Annotated in this window: 20 protein-coding genes; all 20 read left to right on the forward strand. The window is 44.5% G+C overall.

The window, feature by feature from the left end; all coding sequences use genetic code 11:
* Positions 1-122 precede the first annotated feature (122 nt).
* The 20 genes from H065_RS0113785 (at position 123) to H065_RS0113880 (ending at position 21,432) form a co-directional block, all read left to right on the forward strand.
* A complete protein-coding gene (locus H065_RS0113785; protein ID WP_017813662.1) occupies positions 123-605 on the forward strand; it encodes a MarR family winged helix-turn-helix transcriptional regulator in 483 nt (160 codons plus the stop codon).
* Between the two features lie 289 nt (positions 606-894).
* Positions 895-2,052: an ADP-forming succinate--CoA ligase subunit beta gene (gene sucC, locus H065_RS0113790; RefSeq protein ID WP_017813663.1), complete on the forward strand. Its 1,158-nt coding sequence runs from the start codon at positions 895-897 to the stop codon at positions 2,050-2,052.
* 46 nt (positions 2,053-2,098) lie between these two features.
* Positions 2,099-3,028 carry a succinate--CoA ligase subunit alpha gene (gene sucD, locus H065_RS0113795; RefSeq protein WP_017813664.1) on the forward strand — a complete coding sequence of 310 codons (930 nt, stop codon included), beginning with the start codon at positions 2,099-2,101 and terminating at the stop codon, positions 3,026-3,028.
* A 251-nt stretch (positions 3,029-3,279) separates the two neighbouring features.
* Positions 3,280-4,422 (forward strand): DNA-processing protein DprA, encoded by a 1,143-nt coding sequence (gene dprA / locus H065_RS0113800; RefSeq protein ID WP_017813665.1) that lies wholly within the window; start codon positions 3,280-3,282, stop codon positions 4,420-4,422.
* A 41-nt stretch (positions 4,423-4,463) separates the two neighbouring features.
* Positions 4,464-6,569, forward strand: a complete 2,106-nt coding sequence (gene topA / locus H065_RS0113805; protein ID WP_017813666.1) for a type I DNA topoisomerase — start codon at positions 4,464-4,466, stop codon at positions 6,567-6,569.
* A 216-nt stretch (positions 6,570-6,785) separates the two neighbouring features.
* Positions 6,786-8,135 (forward strand): FADH(2)-oxidizing methylenetetrahydrofolate--tRNA-(uracil(54)-C(5))-methyltransferase TrmFO, encoded by a 1,350-nt coding sequence (gene trmFO / locus H065_RS0113810; protein ID WP_017813667.1) that lies wholly within the window; start codon positions 6,786-6,788, stop codon positions 8,133-8,135.
* 136 nt (positions 8,136-8,271) lie between these two features.
* Positions 8,272-8,814, forward strand: coding sequence for an ATP-dependent protease subunit HslV (gene hslV / locus H065_RS0113815; RefSeq protein WP_017813668.1), 543 nt, complete (start codon positions 8,272-8,274; stop codon positions 8,812-8,814).
* A gap of 86 nt (positions 8,815-8,900) precedes the next feature.
* Complete coding sequence (gene hslU / locus H065_RS0113820) at positions 8,901-10,310, forward strand: ATP-dependent protease ATPase subunit HslU (RefSeq protein WP_017813669.1); 1,410 nt, start codon at positions 8,901-8,903, stop codon at positions 10,308-10,310.
* Between the two features lie 865 nt (positions 10,311-11,175).
* The gene (gene flgB / locus H065_RS0113825; protein WP_017813670.1) at positions 11,176-11,589 is read left to right on the forward strand and encodes a flagellar basal body rod protein FlgB; all 414 of its coding nucleotides are present in this window, start codon (positions 11,176-11,178) and stop codon (positions 11,587-11,589) included.
* A 2-nt stretch (positions 11,590-11,591) separates the two neighbouring features.
* Positions 11,592-12,041 carry a flagellar basal body rod protein FlgC gene (flgC, locus tag H065_RS0113830; RefSeq protein WP_017813671.1) on the forward strand — a complete coding sequence of 150 codons (450 nt, stop codon included), beginning with the start codon at positions 11,592-11,594 and terminating at the stop codon, positions 12,039-12,041.
* A gap of 30 nt (positions 12,042-12,071) precedes the next feature.
* Complete coding sequence (gene fliE / locus H065_RS0113835) at positions 12,072-12,386, forward strand: flagellar hook-basal body complex protein FliE (RefSeq protein ID WP_017813672.1); 315 nt, start codon at positions 12,072-12,074, stop codon at positions 12,384-12,386.
* Between the two features lie 45 nt (positions 12,387-12,431).
* Positions 12,432-14,033: a flagellar basal-body MS-ring/collar protein FliF gene (gene fliF / locus H065_RS0113840; protein WP_017813673.1), complete on the forward strand. Its 1,602-nt coding sequence runs from the start codon at positions 12,432-12,434 to the stop codon at positions 14,031-14,033.
* Positions 14,034-14,046: 13 nt separating this feature from the next.
* On the forward strand, positions 14,047-15,060 hold the full coding sequence (gene fliG / locus H065_RS0113845; RefSeq protein ID WP_017813674.1) for a flagellar motor switch protein FliG: 1,014 nt from the start codon (positions 14,047-14,049) through the stop codon (positions 15,058-15,060).
* Positions 15,053-15,901 (forward strand): FliH/SctL family protein, encoded by an 849-nt coding sequence (locus tag H065_RS0113850; RefSeq protein WP_017813675.1) that lies wholly within the window; start codon positions 15,053-15,055, stop codon positions 15,899-15,901. The genes fliG and H065_RS0113850 overlap by 8 nt, the downstream gene beginning before the upstream one ends.
* Positions 15,894-17,213, forward strand: coding sequence for a flagellar protein export ATPase FliI (gene fliI / locus H065_RS0113855; protein ID WP_017813676.1), 1,320 nt, complete (start codon positions 15,894-15,896; stop codon positions 17,211-17,213). The genes H065_RS0113850 and fliI overlap by 8 nt, the downstream gene beginning before the upstream one ends.
* A gap of 6 nt (positions 17,214-17,219) precedes the next feature.
* Positions 17,220-17,663 (forward strand): flagellar export protein FliJ, encoded by a 444-nt coding sequence (gene fliJ, locus H065_RS0113860; protein WP_017813677.1) that lies wholly within the window; start codon positions 17,220-17,222, stop codon positions 17,661-17,663.
* 108 nt (positions 17,664-17,771) lie between these two features.
* Positions 17,772-18,722 (forward strand): MotE family protein, encoded by a 951-nt coding sequence (locus H065_RS0113865; RefSeq protein WP_017813678.1) that lies wholly within the window; start codon positions 17,772-17,774, stop codon positions 18,720-18,722.
* Positions 18,723-18,822: 100 nt separating this feature from the next.
* On the forward strand, positions 18,823-20,247 hold the full coding sequence (locus H065_RS27030) for a flagellar hook-length control protein FliK (RefSeq protein ID WP_017813679.1): 1,425 nt from the start codon (positions 18,823-18,825) through the stop codon (positions 20,245-20,247).
* A gap of 22 nt (positions 20,248-20,269) precedes the next feature.
* The gene (locus H065_RS25980) at positions 20,270-21,055 is read left to right on the forward strand and encodes a flagellar hook capping FlgD N-terminal domain-containing protein (protein ID WP_017813680.1); all 786 of its coding nucleotides are present in this window, start codon (positions 20,270-20,272) and stop codon (positions 21,053-21,055) included.
* Positions 21,052-21,432 (forward strand): TIGR02530 family flagellar biosynthesis protein, encoded by a 381-nt coding sequence (locus tag H065_RS0113880; protein WP_017813681.1) that lies wholly within the window; start codon positions 21,052-21,054, stop codon positions 21,430-21,432. The genes H065_RS25980 and H065_RS0113880 overlap by 4 nt, the downstream gene beginning before the upstream one ends.
* Positions 21,433-21,437: the final 5 nt, after the last annotated feature.

Genomic DNA, 21,437 nt, shown 5'->3' on the forward strand with positions numbered 1-21,437 from the left:
TAGAATAGTGTTTAAGCATTAAATAAAATCCAGTATTCATAGCGCGTCTGATGGATTATTAGTATATAAAAATCCGGAACACAGGCAAGAATACTCATTATATAAAAGCAGGTGATTATAGAATGGACACTCAATCTCAGGAATATTCGCATCCCCAGCTTAAGCTGGACAATCAGCTTTGCTTTGCGATTTATGCTTCTTCCCGTGAGATGACCAAAATGTACCAGCCGCTGCTGGACCATCTTGGTCTTACGTATTCACAGTATCTTGTTATGCTCGTTCTGTGGGAACAGCAGGAATGCACAGTGAAAGAATTGGGTAATGCACTTTATCTCGATTCCGGTACGCTTACCCCACTGCTCAAACGTCTTGAAGCAGCTGGTCTTATTATTCGCAAGCGTTCTACAGAAGATGAACGTAAAGTTCATATTACATTGACCGAAGCAGGTTGGAGCTTGCAGCAACAAGCAGTATCGATTCCCGATGATATCAAAGAAAGAACGTGTATTAACACGGATAAACTGGATGAACTGCTGCTGGAGTTCAAACAGCTGCTACAAAATATTCACCAAGCCAATGTAAATGGTGCAGCGAACAAAAAATAATCCTTTTTCTTTATATGTAAATAAAGGATGGCAAGTATATGTAATGTACGGATCTAAAATCCCTTTTAGCAGAAATTGTTAAAAGGGATTTTTATTTTTTTACTTTGTTAACGCATACATGATATATTAAGCATAGGCAATTACTTCCTTATGAGTTTCTCCATATCGTGGATTAAAATGGTAAAATTTTTAAGGAAAGCGTTTTAAAAACATGTTACAATAGCAAAGGTTATTGATTTGCCGGGCAATATGACCGGAATGCATTCATGTCGATAGGAGGATTTACCAGATGAATATCCATGAATATCAGGGAAAACAATTACTTAAACAGTATGGAGTGGCAGTGCCCGAGGGCAAAGTAGCCTTTACGGTGGAAGAAGCCGTAGAAGCAGCACAATCTCTAGGTAGCACAGTATGTGTAGTCAAAGCACAGATCCACGCTGGCGGTAGAGGTAAAGCCGGAGGCGTTAAAGTAGCCAAAAGCGTAGATGAAGTTCGTACGTATGCGCAGGAACTACTGGGTAAAGTACTGGTTACCCATCAGACAGGTCCGGAAGGCAAAGAAATCAAACGTCTCTTGATCGAAGAAGGCTGTGATATTCAAAAAGAATATTACATAGGGGTAGTTATCGACCGTGCTACAGGTAAAGTGGTCATAATGGCTTCTGAAGAAGGCGGAACAGAGATCGAAGAAGTAGCAGAGAAAACACCAGAAAAAATCTTCCGTGAAGCGGTTGATCCTGCTGTAGGTCTGCAAGCTTTCCAGGCCCGCAAACTTGCTTATGCTATTAACATTCCTACTAAGCTGGTGAACAAAGCAGCTCAATTTATGTTGTCCTTGTACAAAGCATTTGTTGAGAAAGACTGCTCGATTGCCGAGATCAACCCATTGGTTGTGACAGGCGATGGACAGGTTATGGCTTTGGATGCCAAGCTGAACTTTGATTCCAACGCATTGTTCCGTCATCCGGAAATTCTGGAACTGCGTGATCTGGAAGAAGAAGATGAAAAAGAGATTGAAGCTTCCAAATTCGACCTGAGTTATATCGCTCTGGACGGCAATATCGGCTGTATGGTCAATGGTGCCGGTCTGGCGATGGCAACGATGGATATTATTAAATACTACGGCGGCGAACCCGCCAACTTCCTGGACGTAGGGGGTGGTGCAACGACCGAGAAGGTTACTGAAGCCTTCAAAATCATCCTGTCCGATCCTAACGTAAAAGGAATCTTCATTAATATATTCGGCGGAATTATGCGCTGTGATGTTATTGCCAACGGTGTGGTTGAAGCTGCCAAGCAAATTGGACTGGACCGTCCACTCGTGGTGAGACTCGAAGGTACGAACGTTGATCTCGGCAAGCAGATTCTGGCTGAATCGGGATTGAACATCGTAGCTGCTGACTCCATGGCAGATGGAGCGCAAAAGATCGTAGCGCTGGTATAAAACAACACCAGTACCTAAATTAAGTGATAGGAGCTGTGACTGGACAATGAGTATTCTTGTAGATAAGCACACAAAAGTGATCACTCAAGGTATCACCGGTTCAACGGGATTATTTCACACCAAAGGTGCCCTGGATTATGGTACTCAAATGGTTGGCGGAGTAACACCAGGCAAAGGTGGAACCAATGTGGATATTACACTGGAAGACGGTTCCACAGTGAGTTTGCCGGTATTTAACACGGTTGTTGAAGCCAAGGAGAAAACAGGCGCTACAGCGAGTGTTATCTACGTTCCACCGGCATTTGCGGCCGATTCCATCATGGAAGCAGTCGATGCGGATCTTGATCTCGTTATCTGTATTACAGAAGGTATTCCTGTACTCGATATGGTCAAAGTTGCCCGTTATATGGAAGGTAAAAAGACCGTATTGATCGGACCTAACTGCCCGGGTGTTATTACACCAGGCGAATGTAAAATTGGTATTATGCCAGGTTACATTCACAAGCCGGGTTATGTAGGGGTTGTATCACGCAGTGGTACACTGACGTATGAAGCCGTACATCAGTTGTCTACACGCGGTATTGGTCAGTCTTCCGCTGTAGGTATTGGTGGTGACCCTGTCAAAGGTTCCGAATTCATCGACATTCTCAAAATGTTCAATGAAGATCCGGATACCCGCGCGGTGATCATGATCGGAGAAATCGGCGGTACGGCAGAAGAAGAAGCGGCAGAGTGGATTCAGGCAAATATGACTAAACCTGTCGTTGGCTTTATCGGTGGTGCTACCGCGCCTCCAGGGAAACGTATGGGTCATGCAGGTGCTATCATTTCCGGTGGTAAAGGTACAGCTGCCGAGAAAATTGCCAAGCTGGAATCCTGCGGTGTCAAAGTTGCTCCAACGCCTTCTGAAATGGGCTCTACACTGGTAGAAGTACTGGAAGAGCGCGGTTTGTTGAGCGAATGCACAACTCACTAATCCAATGAATCCTGTCCATTATAACGGCTATTGAACAGGGATAGACTTCTATCTTTCTTTTCATTATAATAGCAGTAATTGGATATCGTTCGTGACAGGGTAAGCAACCTCTGAATCTCTATATAGAGACAGGGGTTGCTTCTTTGCGTTATCCGGGAGATATGAGAGTAAACGCTTGCAATATTAAATGACATACGATTAAATGGAGTAGATGGTCACGTCTGTCTCCTGACGGAGGAGAATGAGAACAAATGTTGGATGAACGTTCTGTACTGATAGGATTGCACGAGGCAGCCGGTATTGGCTGGAAAAGAATCTATGATATACTACAGCAACATGCGGATCTGCGCGAACTGCCGGATTGGGATGCCGGACGCTGGCGGAGATTGGGCATGCCGGATAAGGTTGCACAGTCGCTTCCTGCCCAATTGCAGGAGGAATATGTGCGTGAGCGATTATCCCTTTACCATGATAAGGGAATAACGATTATAACTATGATGGATGAGGCGTATCCCATATTAATGAAGGAAATCGCTCAACCACCCTGGGTACTATATACGATAGGCAAACAAGAATTACTTTCTTCGTTTTGTATAGGTATGGTAGGTACCCGAGTGCCAACTGCCTACGGTCGCAAAGTTGCAGAGCTGCTGGCTGGAGATATGGCAGAACGCGGAATAACCGTAGTAAGTGGTATGGCCAGAGGAATTGATAGTGTATGTCATGAAGCAGTGCTCCAAAAGCACGGTCATACAATTGCGGTACTCGGCACAGGGATTAATGTTATTTATCCGCCGGAGAATCGTTCGCTGTATCATACCATTGCCGAACGTGGATTGATTATATCCGAATATCCGATTGGGACGCGATCGTCTCCCGGCTTGTTTCCGCAGCGTAATCGTATTATTGCCGGTCTGTCCCACGGCTCTGTAGTCGTTGAAGCAGATGTACGCAGCGGATCGTTAATTACTGCAGATTATGCGATGGACAGCAATAGGGATGTTTTCGCAGTACCGGGACCCGTGACTTCTCCCAAGAGTCAAGGTACACTGGCCTTGCTCAAACAAGGAGCTATTCTGGTAACCGAAGCCAATGATATTACAAAAGAATATGATTCAATTCTTTTGAATTGGTGTGATAAACCATACAAAAAGGAAGAAAATGGACATCTTGACACAGTTCCTGAACCCTCTTCAACAGCATTGTCAGATATTTCTTATTTGACAGAAGATGAAAAAACGATATACCTTATATTGGAGCAGGGAGATGCAAACATCGATGAACTTCAAGTACAATCGAAGTTTGATTTTGGACTTTTGCATACGGTTCTGTTATCTTTAATCATAAAAAAACAGATCGGTCAACGCTCTGGTGCAATATACACCTTAATATAAAACGAATTATAGATAGAATAACAGAAAGGGGGACGAACCTGATGGCAGATTCACTAGTGATTGTAGAATCACCAGCAAAAGCAAAGACAATCGGTAAATACCTGGGTAGCAAATTTATTGTCAAAGCGTCAATGGGTCACGTCCGCGACCTGCCGAAAAGTCAGATCGGTGTAGATGTGGAGAACGATTTTGATCCCAAGTATATTACGATTCGTGGTAAAGGTTCCGTTCTAAAAGAATTAAAAGATGCACGAAAAAAAGTGAAAAAAGTCTATCTGGCGGCTGACCCAGATCGCGAAGGAGAAGCAATTGCCTGGCATTTGGCTCACGCACTGGATGTGCAAGAAGGCGAAATGTGCCGCGTTGTATTTAATGAGATTACCAAGCAGGCGGTCAAGGATGCTTTCAAAACACCACGTCAGATTAACATGGACCTTGTAAATGCTCAACAGGCGAGACGTATATTGGATCGTCTGGTAGGATACAAAATCAGTCCTCTATTATGGAAGAAAGTTAAAAAGGGACTGTCTGCCGGACGTGTACAATCGGTAGCTGTAAAAATTATTATTGACCGTGAGAACGAGATTTCGGAGTTTACACCGGAAGAATACTGGAGCATTACCGCTCAGCTTACGATCAACGGTACTACTTTTGAAGCGAAATTCAACCAGTTAAATGGTGAGAAAAAAGAGCTTCATAGTGAAGATGACGTGAATGAAGTGCTGGCAGCAATTGCTGATGCGGCATTTGAAGTAACTGAGATCAAAGAACGCGAACGTTTGCGCCATCCGGCAGCTCCATTTACAACCTCATCCCTGCAGCAGGAAGCTGCACGCAAATTGAACTTCCGCGCAGCCAAGACGATGTCTGTGGCTCAGCAGTTATATGAAGGAATTGATCTTGGCAAAGAAGGTACAGTTGGTTTGATCACCTATATGCGTACAGATTCCACACGTATTGCTGTTTCTGCTCAGGAAGAGATTCGTGAATATATCACTGGCCGCTACGGTGCCGATTTTATTCCCGAAGAACCCCGTCAATATACCAAAAAGAATGCCAATGCTCAGGATGCCCACGAAGCGATCCGTCCTACCTCTGCGGTACGCGATCCCGACTCGGTGAAAGAATATATGAGCCGTGATCAGTTCCGTCTGTACAAGCTGGTGTGGGAACGCTTTGCGGCGAGTCAGATGGCTTCGGCAGTACTGGATACTTTATCGGTTGATGTGGCAGCGGGGCCGGCGAATTTCCGTGCAGCGGGTTCCAAGGTACGCTTCCCCGGCTTTATGAAGGTATATGTGGAAGGTAACGACGATGGCAAAGAAGAAGGCGAAAAGTTCTTGCCACCACTGGCCAAAGGCGACAAGCTGCAAAAAGAAGCTGTTGAACCCAAGCAGCATTTCACCCAGCCACCGCCTCGTTATACAGAAGCTCGTCTCGTAAAAACACTGGAAGAACTGGGTATTGGACGTCCGAGTACCTATGCTCCTACACTGGAGACAATTCAGAAGCGCGGATATGTAGCGATTGAAGAGAAAAAGTTCATGCCGACTGAGCTGGGCGAACTTATTATTGAACAAATGGAAGAATTTTTCCCTGAAATTCTGGATCCCGAATTTACGGCACATATGGAGCAGGATCTTGACCATGTGGGAGAAGGACAGGAAGATTGGGTGCAGGTACTTCATGATTTCTACCAGTCCTTTGAGAAGCGTCTTGAAGTAGCGGAAGAAGAAATGAAGGAAATTGAGATTGAAGACGAAGTATCAGATGAGATTTGTGACAAATGTGGTCGGCATATGGTATACAAACTGGGCCGATTTGGCAAGTTTCTGGCTTGTTCAGGATTCCCGGATTGTCGGAATACCAAACCGATTATCAAAGATATCGGCGTACCTTGTCCAACCTGTCATGAAGGTCATGTCGTAGAACGCCGCAGTAAAAAAGGTCGTGTGTTCTATGGTTGTGATCGTTATCCGGAGTGCGATTTTGTATCCTGGGATCGTCCTTCTCTCAAACCATGTCCTGTATGCAACTCGATGATGGTAGAGAAACGGAACAAACAGGGCGTCAAATTGCAATGTACAAAATGTGACCATACCGAAATGGTTGAAGAAAATGATAACGAAGCAGTCGAACTCGATTAATAAGCTTGATTGCTGCGTAACAGAAATATCGTATGCTGCTGCTAATCATACTGTCTGCTCTGCAGGCATTAGAATTTGGCGGCAGTTTAGCGTATACTAATAGATAGTAAGCTTTAAATAAATGATGAAGAATCATATCTTTGTTTCTGTTATTTTCCGAATGGGAATTATACTTTTCGTTTATTTACAGCAGTAATATGCAGGAGGTTTTGAATAGTGTCAGAATTTCAAAAGGTAACCGTGATCGGTGCAGGACTAGCAGGTAGCGAGGCTGCATGGCAGATTGCCAGTCAGGGTATACCGGTAACATTATATGAAATGCGTCCAGTCGTAAAAACACCGGCGCACCATACTAACCAGTTTGCAGAATTGGTGTGCAGTAACTCACTGCGATCCAACACACTTGCAAATGCGGTCGGTGTTATGAAAGAAGAAATGCGTATGCTGAACTCTCTTGTTATCGGTTCGGCAGATCGTAATGCTGTGCCGGCTGGCGGGGCATTGGCAGTAGACCGTGATGGATTCTCAGGAGAGATTACATCTACTTTGCATAATCATCCACTGGTAACCGTATTGAATGAAGAAGTACAGGAGATTCCAACAGATGGTATTGTCGTAATTGCGACAGGCCCTTTAACATCTCCTGCACTTTCCCAGCAGATTCAGTCTCTTTTGGGCGAAGAATACTTCTACTTCTATGATGCAGCAGCACCCATTATCGAAAAAGATTCGATTGACATGAGCAAAGTATATCTGGCTTCCCGTTACGATAAGGGAGAAGCAGCTTATCTAAACTGTCCGATGAATGAAGAAGAATTTAATGCATTCTACGAAGCATTGGTAGGCGCAGAGACAGCTCAGCTTAAAGAGTTTGAAAAAGAGATTTATTTTGAAGGCTGTATGCCTATAGAGATTATGATGAGACGTGGTAAGCAGACGGCTTTGTTCGGCCCTATGAAGCCTGTAGGACTGGTTAATCCGCATACAGGAGAACTTCCTTACGCTGTTGTACAACTGCGTCAGGATAATGCAGCAGGTACGCTCTACAACATGGTAGGATTCCAGACGCATTTGAAATGGGGAGAGCAGCGTCGGGTATTTTCCATGATTCCAGGTTTGGAAAATGCAGAATTTGTTCGTTATGGTGTAATGCATCGTAATACCTTTATTAACTCTCCGCGTCTGCTGGAGCCAACCTACCAACTGAAAAGTCAGCCGCGTATCTTCTTTGCGGGTCAAATGACTGGAGTAGAAGGCTATGTCGAATCTGCAGCATCCGGTATGATTGCGGGAATGAATGCAGCCCGTCTGGCCAAAGGTGAAGAATTGATTCGACTGCCGCAAGAAAGCACATTGGGCAGCATGGCATATTATATTACGCATGCTGATCCCGATCACTTCCAGCCTATGAATGCCAATTTTGGTCTTCTGCCAAAGCCGGAAAAGAAAATCCGTAACAAAAAAGAGAAAAATGAAATGCTTGCCCAGCAGGCGCTGGATAGTATCAGACAATTTTTCCAGCTGGAAGAAACAGTGCAAGAACAAGAACCGACTCCAGCAGAATAAATGAATAGCTGAAGATCCTGTTAAGAGCATGATAGATGCTTTTAACAGGAATACAGTCTGTTGTATTCATATGCTACAGACCAAGTCAGCCTTACAGTCAGAAAATATGGACAAACAATGAACAGGAGGGGAAACGATGGATCTCTCATTTCACGCAACGACCATATGTGCTGTACGTCACAATGGGAAAGCTGCAATTGCCGGTGATGGACAGGTGACTTTTGGACAAAATGTAATCATGAAACAGCACGCCAAGAAAATTCGCCGCCTTTATCGTGGCCAGGTACTTGCTGGATTCGCAGGTTCGGTTGCGGATGCAATCACACTATTTGAGAAGTTTGAAGCCAAGCTGGAGGAGCATCATGGCAATCTTCAGCGTGCGGCAGTCGAGCTTGCCAAGGAGTGGCGTTCCGATCGTGTGCTTCGCAAACTGGAAGCGCTGTTGATCGTTATGGATAAAAGCGGTATTCTGCTTATTTCCGGTGGCGGCGAAATTATCGAGCCGGACGATGATGTGATTGCGATTGGTTCCGGCGGCAATTTTGCTTTGTCGGCAGCACGTGCGCTGAAGCGTCATGCCAAGGATCTTGAAGCCAAGGATATCGTTGAAGCTTCCCTGAACATTGCTGCCGAGATCTGTGTATATACCAACAACAATATCATCGTAGAAGAATTGTGAGCCTGGCCGGTGCGGTCCGTACTCTACTTGCAGGGGCGGTACGCGCCGGTTTTTGTTTCTGAATTTATGGATACGGAGGGAACAAGATGAATAATGATCATAATGCATTGACACCGAGACAGATTGTGGCTGAATTGGATAAGTATATTGTCGGACAGAAAAAGGCTAAAAAGTCTGTAGCTGTCGCACTTCGTAATCGTTATCGCCGCAGCCTGTTGGAGGAAGACGTACAGGATGAGATTGTACCCAAAAATATTCTGATGATTGGTCCTACTGGTGTAGGTAAAACAGAAATTGCCCGCAGACTTGCCAAGCTGGTACATGCACCATTTATCAAAGTGGAGGCTACCAAGTTTACGGAGGTCGGTTATGTAGGGCGTGACGTGGAATCCATGGTACGTGATCTGGTAGAGACAGCGATCCGTATGGTGAAGCTCGAACGCACCGAACAAGTGAAAGACAAAGCCGAAGAAGCAGCCAATGAACGTATTGTACGTATATTGGTTCCATCGGCCAGCAAATCCAAAATGCAGCGCAATCCTTTTGAAATGCTGTTTGGAGGCAATAATAATCAGCCGGAAGAGCCAGTGGAACATCATACCGATGATTCATCTATTCAGGAGAAGCGTCGTCAGGTACGGTTTGAACTTTTGTCGGGCAAGCTTGAAGAGCAAATTATTGAGGTGGAAGTGGAAGACAGCACACCTAATATGATGGACATGTTCATGGGTCAAGGTAATGACCAAATGGGCATGAATATGCAGGAAATGCTAGGAAGCTTTTTACCAAAGCGGATGAAAAAGCGCAAACTGCCGATCAAGGAAGCACGTAAAGTACTGACGCAACAGGAAGCTAATAAGCTGCTGGATATGGATGATGTTACCCAGGAATCGCTGCGCCGTGCAGAGCAGACCGGAATCATTTTTATTGACGAGATTGATAAAGTCGCTAGTGCCGGCCGTGGATCGGGTCCTGATGTATCCAGAGAAGGCGTACAGCGCGATATCCTGCCAATTGTAGAGGGTTCCACTGTAATGACCAAATATGGGGCTGTCAAAACCGATTATATCCTGTTTATGGCTGCCGGAGCTTTCCATACGGTCAAACCTTCTGATCTGATTCCTGAGCTCCAAGGACGTTTCCCGATCCGGGTAGAACTGGAGAGTCTAACGCTTGAAGACTTTGTCAGCATTTTAAAAGAACCCAAAAATGCTCTGACCCAGCAGTATACTCATCTGCTGCGTTCCGAGAACATTGAATTGGAGTTTGCCGAAGGGGCTATCGAGGAGATTGCCGGTATTGCAGCTACAGTCAATCAGAATACCGAGAATATTGGAGCACGTCGTTTGCATACCATTATGGAGAAACTGCTTGAAGATCTTTCATTTGAGGCTCCTGAATTGACGCTGGAACAGTTTGTTATCACACCGCAGTATGTACAGGAGAAACTGAAGGATATTGCTCAGGATCGGGATTTAAGCCAGTATATTCTCTGATTTGTCTATTATCCTTATTAAAATCAGCCAATAGATGGACGTCTAGGAATAGGCTGGAATAATAATACCGTTTTTTAGGAAAAAGGTGGGGGGCTTGTTTTACAAGTTCAACGCCTTTTTCCTATGTTTTCATAAGTGTGAAAATTGTATGATGAATATAACAAAAACAACTACACGATTACAAAAGGTAATCCGATATAACAATGAGTGCGTATCAAATGGTAATAAGGAAATAGGGATAGCATTTTTACAAAGTTTACGTTATGATAATTGCATTTGCGTAAATGCGCAAATGGCCTCATAAAAACCAGAACTAAGGACGTTCAGATTAGCAAAAGTCGAACTTTTTCCAGAAAATAGAAGTGTTCGCTACTTTGATCGCCATAAATCAGCTACTAGTAAGTAATACGCACTAGGCTATAGGGTACATGAATTATGACTGATAATGGAAAAATCAAGGTTTAAAGCCATTTTTTCAGGACGAAACTACTGTCCTGGGTATCATCCTTCCTCTAATATTATATTCAAAACCATTGACTACAATTACCATTAAAATGCATTAAACCCAACTAATTGATACTAATATCTGCTATAATTGTCATAATACTTATATTAATTGGCAAAAATTATTTAAAAATTGACAAAATACGAGCACATACGCTAAAAGATAGTCCTTTATTCTCATTGTGTTATAATCGGTTCTCTAGGAAACTTATGGTATTAAATCATTAGGAAATATGACGCAGAAATGTAGTAAACCAAACGATAAAATGCAACGTTTGTCGAATGAAGGTACGAAATGAAAAAATATGAGATTGAATTTCATATTTCAGAATATAATTACAGACTGAAAGAGGTGACGTGAGTGAATTTGCTGAATGATGTGGGATTTCGCAGATTGGAAGGTGCTATTAATGCTTCTAACCTGAGACAACAAGTAATCACCAACAACATTGCCAATGCAGATACACCTTACTTCAAACGTTCCGACGTTTCTTTTGAAAACATGCTCCAAGCACAGATGGATGGAACAGACGGATCTATCCATGGTACAACTACCAATCCCCGTCATTTCCAAATCGGCTCTACCGGCGATGTTCCTCAGGCCATGATTACCTCGGATAACAGCACAGTGATGAATAACAATCTTAACAACGTAGATATGGATTCCGAAATGACCAGCCTGGCTGAAAATCAGCTTCGCTATAGTGCTTACCTCGAACAAGTTAATCACCAGATCAAAATGATGCGTACTGCAATACAGGGCGGAGGAGCGTAATCATGAAAATTAGCAACAGTTTTGATATCAGTGCTTCAGCACTAACAGCTCAGCGGCTGCGGATGGACGTCGTATCCTCCAATATCGCGAATGCCGAGACGACAAGAGCCAAGATCGAGAATGGCGAAGCGGTTCCTTACCGTCGTAAAGAAGTCGTACTTTCCACAAACAAGCCAGCTTTTGCGGATGCATTGAATTCGGCAATGAACGGCAATAATGGTGTGAATGGTGTAAAAGCGGTAGCGATTCAGGAAGATAAAGAACCATTTAAACTTGTATTCAACCCAACACATCCGGATGCTGACAAAAACGGATATGTGAAAATGCCAAATGTCGATACTCTAAAAGAAATGGTGGACATGATATCAGCTTCGCGTTCATATGAAGCTAACGTAACCGCATTAAATGCCTCAAAGGCAATGATTACCAAGGCTTTACAAATTGGTAAATAATGAGTGAAAAATTGGAAGGAGGGGTAATTAATGATAGAAAACACAATGTTTAATGGAATGTCCGCTGCTTCACCGCTGCAAATGACCTCGGGAGCTGCACAGGTACAGGAAACGCCGGGACAGGCTATGGAACAGTTTGGTTCTTACCTGCAGGATGCAATTAGTCAGGTGGGAGCACAAGAACAACAAGTACACAAAATGAATGACCAGTTTCTGGTAGGTAAAATCGATGTCGATCAAATGATGATCGCTTCAGAGAAGTCAATGCTCAGTCTGCAGTTGACGGCTCAGGTTCGAAATAAAGCGATTGAAGCTTACCAAGAAATCATGCGTACACAGTTATAAGATGGTTGATATGTTTCATAGCAAAGTTTCGAATGGGGTGACGTTGTGAATGAGAGAGTTGCCCAGTATAGAGATAAAATTGTCCAATACTGGAGAAAATTCAACAAAAACCAGAAAATACTACTGTTATCAACCTTGGCCTTTATCATCATTGCGATTGTAGTACTAACAATACAGTTTTCCAAAACAGAGTACGAGGTAGCTTTTCAGGACCTGGATGCTGCGGATTCCGCGGCAGTTATGGAATACTTGACTGGACAAGGGATACCGTATCAGTTAAGCCAGGACGGCAAAAGTATTTCCGTACCAACTGAAAGTGCAGCCCAGGCAAAAGTTGCCGTAGGGTCTCAGGGACTGATCGAGAACGGGTCGATCGGTTTCAGTGAATTTAACACAAGTTCTTCCGCCATTGGTATGACGGATAATGAATTCAACGTAAAATACAACAACGCTTTAAATGGTGAAGTATCTCAATTGCTTCGCAATATGAACGGTGTTGAAAATGCCAAAGTATTGATTAATCTTCCGGAAGAAAGCCTCTTTGCTGCTACGGAAGATCAGGATACAGCTACAGCATCTGTAGTGATGCAGTTTAAACCGGGAGTCCGCCTTACACAGGAAGCGATTGACGGTTATTTTAACCTTGTAAGTACAGCAGTACCTCGCCTTCCGATTGAAAATATTACTATTACAGATGGTACAAATGGAAGCGAACTGGTATCCACAGTCAAAGGTGGCAGAGCAGGCAATCTGATCGGTGCAGTGCAGGACAATATGGCTTTACAAAAGAAATACGAGTCTGACGTAGAGAATAACGTAAGACAATTCTTGGCCAGACTGGTAGGACCCGAACGGGTCAATGTTCTTGTAAATTCCACATTGAACTTCGATCAGAAAACATCCAAAGAAGATCTTGTAGAACCTGTAGATGAAGAAAACATGAAGGGCATCGAGATCAGCGCCCAGGAAATTCAGGAATCCTACACAGGTACAAGCACTCCTGACAGCGGCGTAGCCGGAACAGGCAGTACGGATACTCCAACTTATCCAGGTGGATCTTCTGCCGGTAATAACGAATCTGAGAAGTCACAAAGCACAATCAACTATGAAGTGAACCGGATTCATAATGAAATTGCAGACAGCCCATATCATGTACAGGATCTGGCTATTACAGTAGCGATTGAACCTAATCCTAATTTGGATGCCACTGCACAAGAAACTTTAAATGGCGAAATACAAAAGATGCTGCAAAGCATTGTAAGAGCTTCACTTGCAGAAAATGGGATTGATTATACTGCGAATACAGATGCTCTTACAGGCAAAGTTAATGTCATTTCACAAGCATTTGCTACTAATGAAACAACAGATGAAGGATTCTTCGCTTCCAACATGAACTGGATCATCGGTGCAGCAGCAGCTCTGGTACTGGGTATTATCGGATTTATCATTTATCGTCGTCGTAAACAGCAGCAGCTGGCTGAAGAAATGGGAGAAGATATTATGCTTCCTCCAGTTACAGAACTTCCTTCTATTAGTTTGGATAACTTGACCAATGATAGTCAGGTACGCAAACAGCTCGAATCACTGGCGAAAAAGAAACCGGACGAATTCGTAAATCTGCTGCGTACATGGCTCGCTGACGAATAAGAGGTGAACGGGATTGGCAAAGGGGACAGCTCCACTGAGCGGACGGCAAAAGGCAGCCATTTTACTGGTTGCCCTGGGTCCCGAAGTATCTGCTCAAATATTTAAACACCTACGTGATGAAGAGATTGAACAGCTTACACTGGAAATCGCCAATGTGCGTAAAGTAGACAGCAGTGACAAGGACACCATTATTTCCGAGTTCCACCAGATCTGTCTGGCACAGGAATACATTTCCCAGGGTGGTATTAATTACGCCAAGGAAATCCTGGAAAAAGCACTCGGTGAAAATAAAGCACTCGAAGTTATTAATCGTCTGACAGCTACTCTTCAGGTTCGACCTTTCGACTTTGCTCGCAAGGCAGATCCAAGTCAGATTCTGAACTTTATACAGAATGAGAATCCACAGACGATTGCACTTGTATTATCTTATTTGCAATTTGAGCAGGCAGCTTCGATTCTGTCTTCGCTTCCACAGGAAAAACAAGCTGAAGTTGCACGCAGAGTCGCCGTTATGGATAGTACTTCACCAGAAATCATTGCCCAGATCGAACGTGTACTGGAGCAAAAACTTTCTTCTACAGTTACACAGGATTATACAAATGCAGGCGGTATCGAATCGATCGTACAGATTTTGAATGGTGTCGATCGTGGTACAGAAAGAACTATTCTCGATTCTCTGGAAATTCAGGATCCGGAATTGGCAGAAGAAATCAAAAAGCGTATGTTCGTTTTCGAAGATATTGTCAATGTGGACAACCGTTCTATTCAACGTATTATTCGCGATCTGGAAAACGCAGATCTACAACTGGCGCTCAAAGTGGCCAGCGAAGAAGTACGCGAAGCTGTATTTGGAAATATGTCCAAACGTATGGCTGATACATTCAAGGAAGAGATGGAATTTATGGGTCCTGTACGTTTGAAAGATGTAGAGGAAGCACAAAGTCGTATCGTAGGCATTATCCGTAGACTCGAAGAATCCGGAGAAATTATCATAGCTCGTGGCGGAGGAGATGATATCATTGTCTAATTTGATAAAATCATCCCAGTATATTCCGGTTGAAATTCTCAAAAAACTGGATCTGAACAAAGAACATTTCAGACCTATGGATCTGGCGGCTGGTTCTCATCAGCAGGTTCCGCATATTGTATATGACCAGCCGCGGATCGATGAACAAACCGTTTTACTAAAAGAACAAATGCTTGCAGATGCTCGTGAATTTGCAGAACGTCAGGTACGGGAAGCTGCCGAAGAGGCAGAGCGTATCCTTCAGAATGCTCAGGAAATGATTGCCTCCTGGTGGGATGAACGGCGTGAGCAGGACGAGCATCTTATAGAAGCAGTAAAGGCTCAAGCGTTCCAGGAAGGCTATGAGGAAGGACAGCAACGTGCAGAGACTGAGATGCAACAGCGCGTTAATGAAATGATGCAAGAAGCTCAGATCGTGTTGTCTCAAGCATACGAAGCCAAAGAACAAATTATTCAGGAAGCAGAACCATTCCTTGTAAATCTTAGCTGTGGAATTGCTGAAAAAGTAATTGATCGAGAACTGGCTGATCAGCAGGAACTGGTCCTTTCGCTCATTAAAAAGACACTTGCCCGCAAGCGGGAACAGGGACTTATCACACTTTGTGTGAACCCGTCCCAATTCGACTTTATTCATACGGCAAGAGAAGAATTGGTCCTGGCTATCGATTCACAGGCTGAACTTCAGATTCTTCCGGATGCTACTGTTCGTGACCGTGGCTGTGTAATCCGCTCTGCATTTGGTAGTGTGGATGCTCGCGTAGATACCCAGCTGGCAGAGCTGAAAAAAGAACTTCTTCGTTTGGCACTTCACGATGAAGAGCGGGGGAACACAAATGTCTGATCTGAATGCTGGTCGTTATCTGGAATATATAAAACAGCTTGATCCGGTCCGGATCAATGGTAAAGTAACACAGGTTATCGGGCTGATGGTAGAATCCGAAGGACCTGATGCCAGCATCGGAGAGTTATGTTACATCTATCCTACAAAGGGAGCCGATCCTCTTCGGGCTGAAGTAGTCGGTTTCCGGGATAACAAAGTTTTACTAATGCCTTTGGGAGAGCTTCAGTCCATCGGACCAGGGTGTGATGTTGTCGGTACCGGCAAGCCGCTGACCGTACAAGTAGGCTCTGAATTGCTTGGAAAAGTACTGGACGGTCTTGGACAACCTTTGGATGGCTCACTCCTTCCGGCACGTATGACTCACTATTCTACCTTTAATACGCCGCCTAACCCGATGACTCGGCCAAGAGTCCAGGATCCAATGAGCGTGGGTGTACGCGCCATTGATGGACTGTTAACGATTGGCAAGGGACAACGGGTAGGTATCTTCGCTGGTTCGGGTGTTGGTAAAAGTACGCTGATGGGCATGATTGCCCGGAATACCGAAGCTGATGTTAACGTTATTGCTCTTATTGGAGAGCGCGGACGTGAGGTACGTGACTTTATTGAGCGGGATCTGGGTCCCGAAGGATTGCAGCGTTCTGTTGTTATTGTAGCGACCTCCGATCAACCGGCACTTATCCGGCTCAAGGGAGCCCTGATTGCTACTACTATAGCGGAATATTTCAGAGATCGTGGTATGAATGTGATGTTTATGATGGATTCGGTTACCCGCTATGCGATGGCTCAGCGTGAGATTGGTCTTGCTGTAGGCGAACCGCCTGCAATGCGCGGTTATACGCCTTCCGTATTTGCCGGATTGCCCAAGCTGCTGGAGCGTGCAGGTACAGGTCCTAATGGTTCTATTACAGCATTTTATACTGTATTGGTAGATGGCGATGACATGAATGAGCCTATAGCGGATGCCGTACGTGGTATTCTGGATGGTCATATCGTACTGAATCGTGCAATTGCCAATAAGGGACAATTTCCAGCCATCGATGTACTTGCCAGTATTAGCCGGGTAATGAAAGATATCGTAACTGAAGATCAGACAGATGCAGCCAATAATATGAAGCGTCTGATGTCTGTATATAAAGAATCCGAAGATTTAATTAATATTGGTGCCTACCAGAGGGGCTCCAGTCCGGATATTGATGAAGCCATCGAACGGATCAAGGATGTCTGGAATTTTACGAAACAAAAGGTGCATGAGAAAACGACACTGAGTGATGCGCAAGAGCAGATGATTTCCGAATTTGTGAGGAGCTGATGAGTAATGAATTTCCAGTATAACTTTCAAAAGGTTGTAGATATCAAATCAAGTGCTAAAAACCAGGCAGAATGGCTTTTGTCGACAGCATTGGGTGAGTTGCAGGCACAGGAACAATCACTGGATCAGTTACTGGAAGATCAGAACCGTACACTGGAAGCGATCAATCAAGCGATTGAACAGTGTGCTCCTATATCGGATTTACAGGATATGCAGCGTTATATTGCATATCTGGATCAATGCGTTGCCAAAAAAATAGCGGATGTTCATCGTGCACAAGTTGATGTTGAACACAAAAAGCTTCATTTAACCGAGAAAATGGTCGATGAAAAAGTATGGCTTCAAGCCAAAGACAAAGCAAAAGCAAAATTCATGCAGGAACATATGCTGCGTGAGCAAAATGCACTGGATGAGATGGCGACTGTACGATTTGCAATGCAATCGAGATAGAACGCTCTCTGAGCCATCAAGGCAGCACCCGAACACTGAGAATGTAAACGATTTACTTTATCAGTAAAAGGGAATAATGAAGGATGTTTTTGCTCAAGGAGGATTACCGTGGCGAAGAAAAATCTGGATTTGGATACCGATATGGAAAAGGAGTCCGGTGGACTTGGAAGGTTGCTTTTTATCGCTACTCCAATTCTGTTTACCCTTGTATTAGTAGGCGCAATCGTAATGCTGTTCAATACAAATTTGCGGGCTAGCATGTTTCAGACACTGGACAAAATTCCTATAGTGAAAAATTGGGTCCCATCTGCCGATAAAGGTAATAGCACAGATGTGGCATCCAATCAAAATGAAAGTAATGCAGCAACTGTCGACCAATTAAAGCAGCAGCTGGATGAATCCAAAAAAGCACAAGCTACACAGGCAGCAGAGCTTAAGAAGCTGCAAGATCAAATAAAAACTCAGACTCCGGGAACTGCCGGAGCGACAACAGGCACGGGAACAAATGGTACAGCACCTGCAGCTGGTACAGCACCAACGGGTACGACCAACACCGTGACTACACCAACAGAGCAGGATAAGCAGTTGAAAAATCTGGCGAATGTCTATTCCGATATGAGTGCTTCCAAAGCAGCAGCAATTATGCAGAATATGACTACAGATGAACAGGTACTAATCTTCAGTAAAATGAATTCACAGGATCAGGCTAGCATTTTGCAGAAAATGGATCCAAAAGTTGCAGCAGATACGTCGCTTGCTTTGAAAAATGCAACTTCAGCAAGTTTGGCTGCTCTGCAGACCAAAACCGGTAGTGCACAAAATGCGAAAGCACCAGCCGGTTCCAAGCTGGATAATGAAGCACTTGCACAAACATTTACAACCATGCCGGCCAATAGCGCTGCATCCTTGCTTCTGCAAACGGCTAAAGTAAGTCAGAGTAAAGTCCTACAGGTTCTGAATACAATGGACGATTCAACAAGAGCCAGTGTTCTATCGGCAATGTCTACCGAAGATCCAACGGGAACTGCACAGATTCTCAATCGGTTAATGGCGAATTAACCTCACTAGGAGGTATCGGAATCATTTCCTATTCTATCGAAAACAGTCATAAGCAGGAAGTCCTTCTTATTAAAATTTGCTCTCCTGGAGGTGATAATATATGAGTATGATACTTCAAAACACAACAACCACAACCGCAGCAACAGCTAAGACACCGGGAGCAGCTTCGGCTGCAGGAACAACGGGTGCGACAGGGGCAGGATTCAATCAGGCACTGACGTACGTTATGGGTTCCGCGGGTACAGCAGGTACAGCTGCAAATGTCACTACTGCCGGTCAGGTTTCTGCAGGAATTATTGGTTCTGCTGCTTCGCTGCTGGAGATGCTTCAACAAGTCATTTCCGGTGAGCAAGACAACACAGAAGGGACGCAGGGAGAGCAAGTTGAGAAAGTCGGCAAGTTAATGGAAGATCTGCTTGGGAAGCTGGAAGATATGGATGCTTCCATTGTCAATGATCCTGCTCTAATGCAATCATTACAGGTGTGGCTGGTTCAGGTCCAACAGGTGTTATCCGGAGACGGTGAATCACAGCAGCAAGGAACAGAAGGTGGGGAGCCGGTAGTCACTGGCCAACAGACAGCTCAGCAGCCATTGACAGCTGCACTGCCAGCCATTGCACAGCAGCCCGAGACACTGCGTTTTGCAGTAGCAGATGCGGTATCACAGGTCGTTGACAAACTGAAGACGGTTCAGAGTGGAAGTCAACAGGCAGATCCGAAGCTGGAACAACTGTTAAATAATCTTCAGAACGTATTGCAGCAATCCGGTGAATCGACAATGGGTCAATCGGGTAGCGGACAAGGTGGTAATCAGCAACAGCAGTCCAATAATCCGTTTCAGACTATAGCTGTACAAGATACAGCAGCAGCCAGCACGACTGCAGCACAGACCGAAAATACAGCTGAGAGTGTAGAGCCGGTTACCGGTCAGACACAGCATCAGGAACCCGTCATCGTAACAGCTGGACAGCTGGCTATGAAAGCAGATGCCGCTCCACTAACAACGACTGCACCACCACCTACAATGAATGCTCAGAACTTTTCTCAGGAAATGGGCAAATTCATCGTAAGCAAATTTGATGTTCAGCAATTAAACGGTGTATCCGAAGCCAAAATCATCTTGAATCCTGAACATCTGGGACAGGTTGATGTGAAGATCACCATTCAGGATGGACAGCTGATGGCTCAATTCATTACTGAAAAACATGGAGCCAAAGATATGTTGGAGCAGCAAATGGCACAGCTTCGTTCAGCGCTTCAGGCACAGGGACTTCAAGTCGAAAAACTCGAAGTTACTCAAAGTTCTTCAATGCAATCCGATATGTATAATGGAGGGCAAGGATTCCAGTCAGGTTCGGATCAACAACAATCGGGTCGTCGCTCCAAATCCAAAGAAGAACAAAATGGTGATGCTGTTCTTGCAGCAGAACTTGGTAATGAACTAAACGAATGGCGTGAAGAGCGAGTGAACATGCGAGGTGCCAACAGAACGCCTTACGGCAGCACTTACGTAGCAAAAGCATAATTAGGAAATAGAGGTGAATGTTTTGCCGAATTTGATTTCCACATCGAACACATGGCCCAATTATTCTGCAAGTAATGTAAAAACGGCCGCAGCTACACAAAAGTCCGAATTGGGACAAGATCAGTTTATGGCTCTGCTGGTTGCTCAATTAAAAAACCAGGATCCTATGTCACCAATGGACAATTCACAGTTTATCGCTCAGATGGCTCAATTCTCCTCACTGACACAATTAACAAAAATCGGAGAAAAGCTTGATAATTTGAAGGGATCTGTCGATACATCATTAGGGGCTTCTTCAGAACTGATTGGCAAGAAGGTCACCTGGTTGAATGAAAAAACAGACAGCAAGACAGGCGAGAAGACATCCACTTACGAAACAGGCGTTGTAGAAGGTATCGTAATGAAAGGTGGAGTACAGTACGCACAGGTAGGCGCAGACGCAGTTCCACTCACTTTGATTGCCAAAGTAGAGCCAGCGACCGCCAAAGCAGCTGAAACAAAACCTGCAGCAAGTACCGCAGCAGATACGGCTGCAGCTACACCGGACTCTACGACACCAGCCAGTACAACAGCACCTACGGCAACTGAAAGCCCAATTACAGTACCTGCTAGCGAGAGCAACACAGATACTACATCTTCAAATGATGCACCTGCACAACCGGCAGCCGCTGCGGAAGAAACAACCAGCACTGCACAGCCAGCTGCAGAACAAGCACCGTCAGTACCTGCTTCATCTACAACGGATGCGGAAAGTAGTGCCACTGAAGAAAGTACTACAGCAGCAGATTCAGAGGCTGCAGTGTCATGAGCGGCCCGATCCAGGTAGGCCAGCTGTATCCGTCCAATATCAATTCCGGATTGCTAGGACGCAGCAAGAATACCACATCAGGTTCCAAACCCAATGAATTTCAAAACATTCTTGATCAGAACCTGCTAAAGTTCAGCAATCATGCCTCCAAACGTCTGGAACAAAGAGGAATTGAATTCAGCAAGGAACAAATGAACAGCTTGAATCAGGCTATTGATAAAGCTGCTGCTAAAGGCTCCAAAGATTCCCTGATCTTGATGCAAAACAATGTCGCTCTTATCGTCAATGTGCCTAATAGGACCGTTGTTACCGCCATGGATGGCAACTCAATGAAAGATAATGTATTTACTCAAATTGATAGTGCTGTAATTATCTAATTCTC

Origin of the sequence: Paenibacillus shenyangensis (assembly GCF_000346635.1) — a bacterium.
In the GTDB taxonomy this organism is placed as follows: Bacteria; Bacillota; Bacilli; order Paenibacillales; family Paenibacillaceae; genus Saccharibacillus; species Saccharibacillus dauci.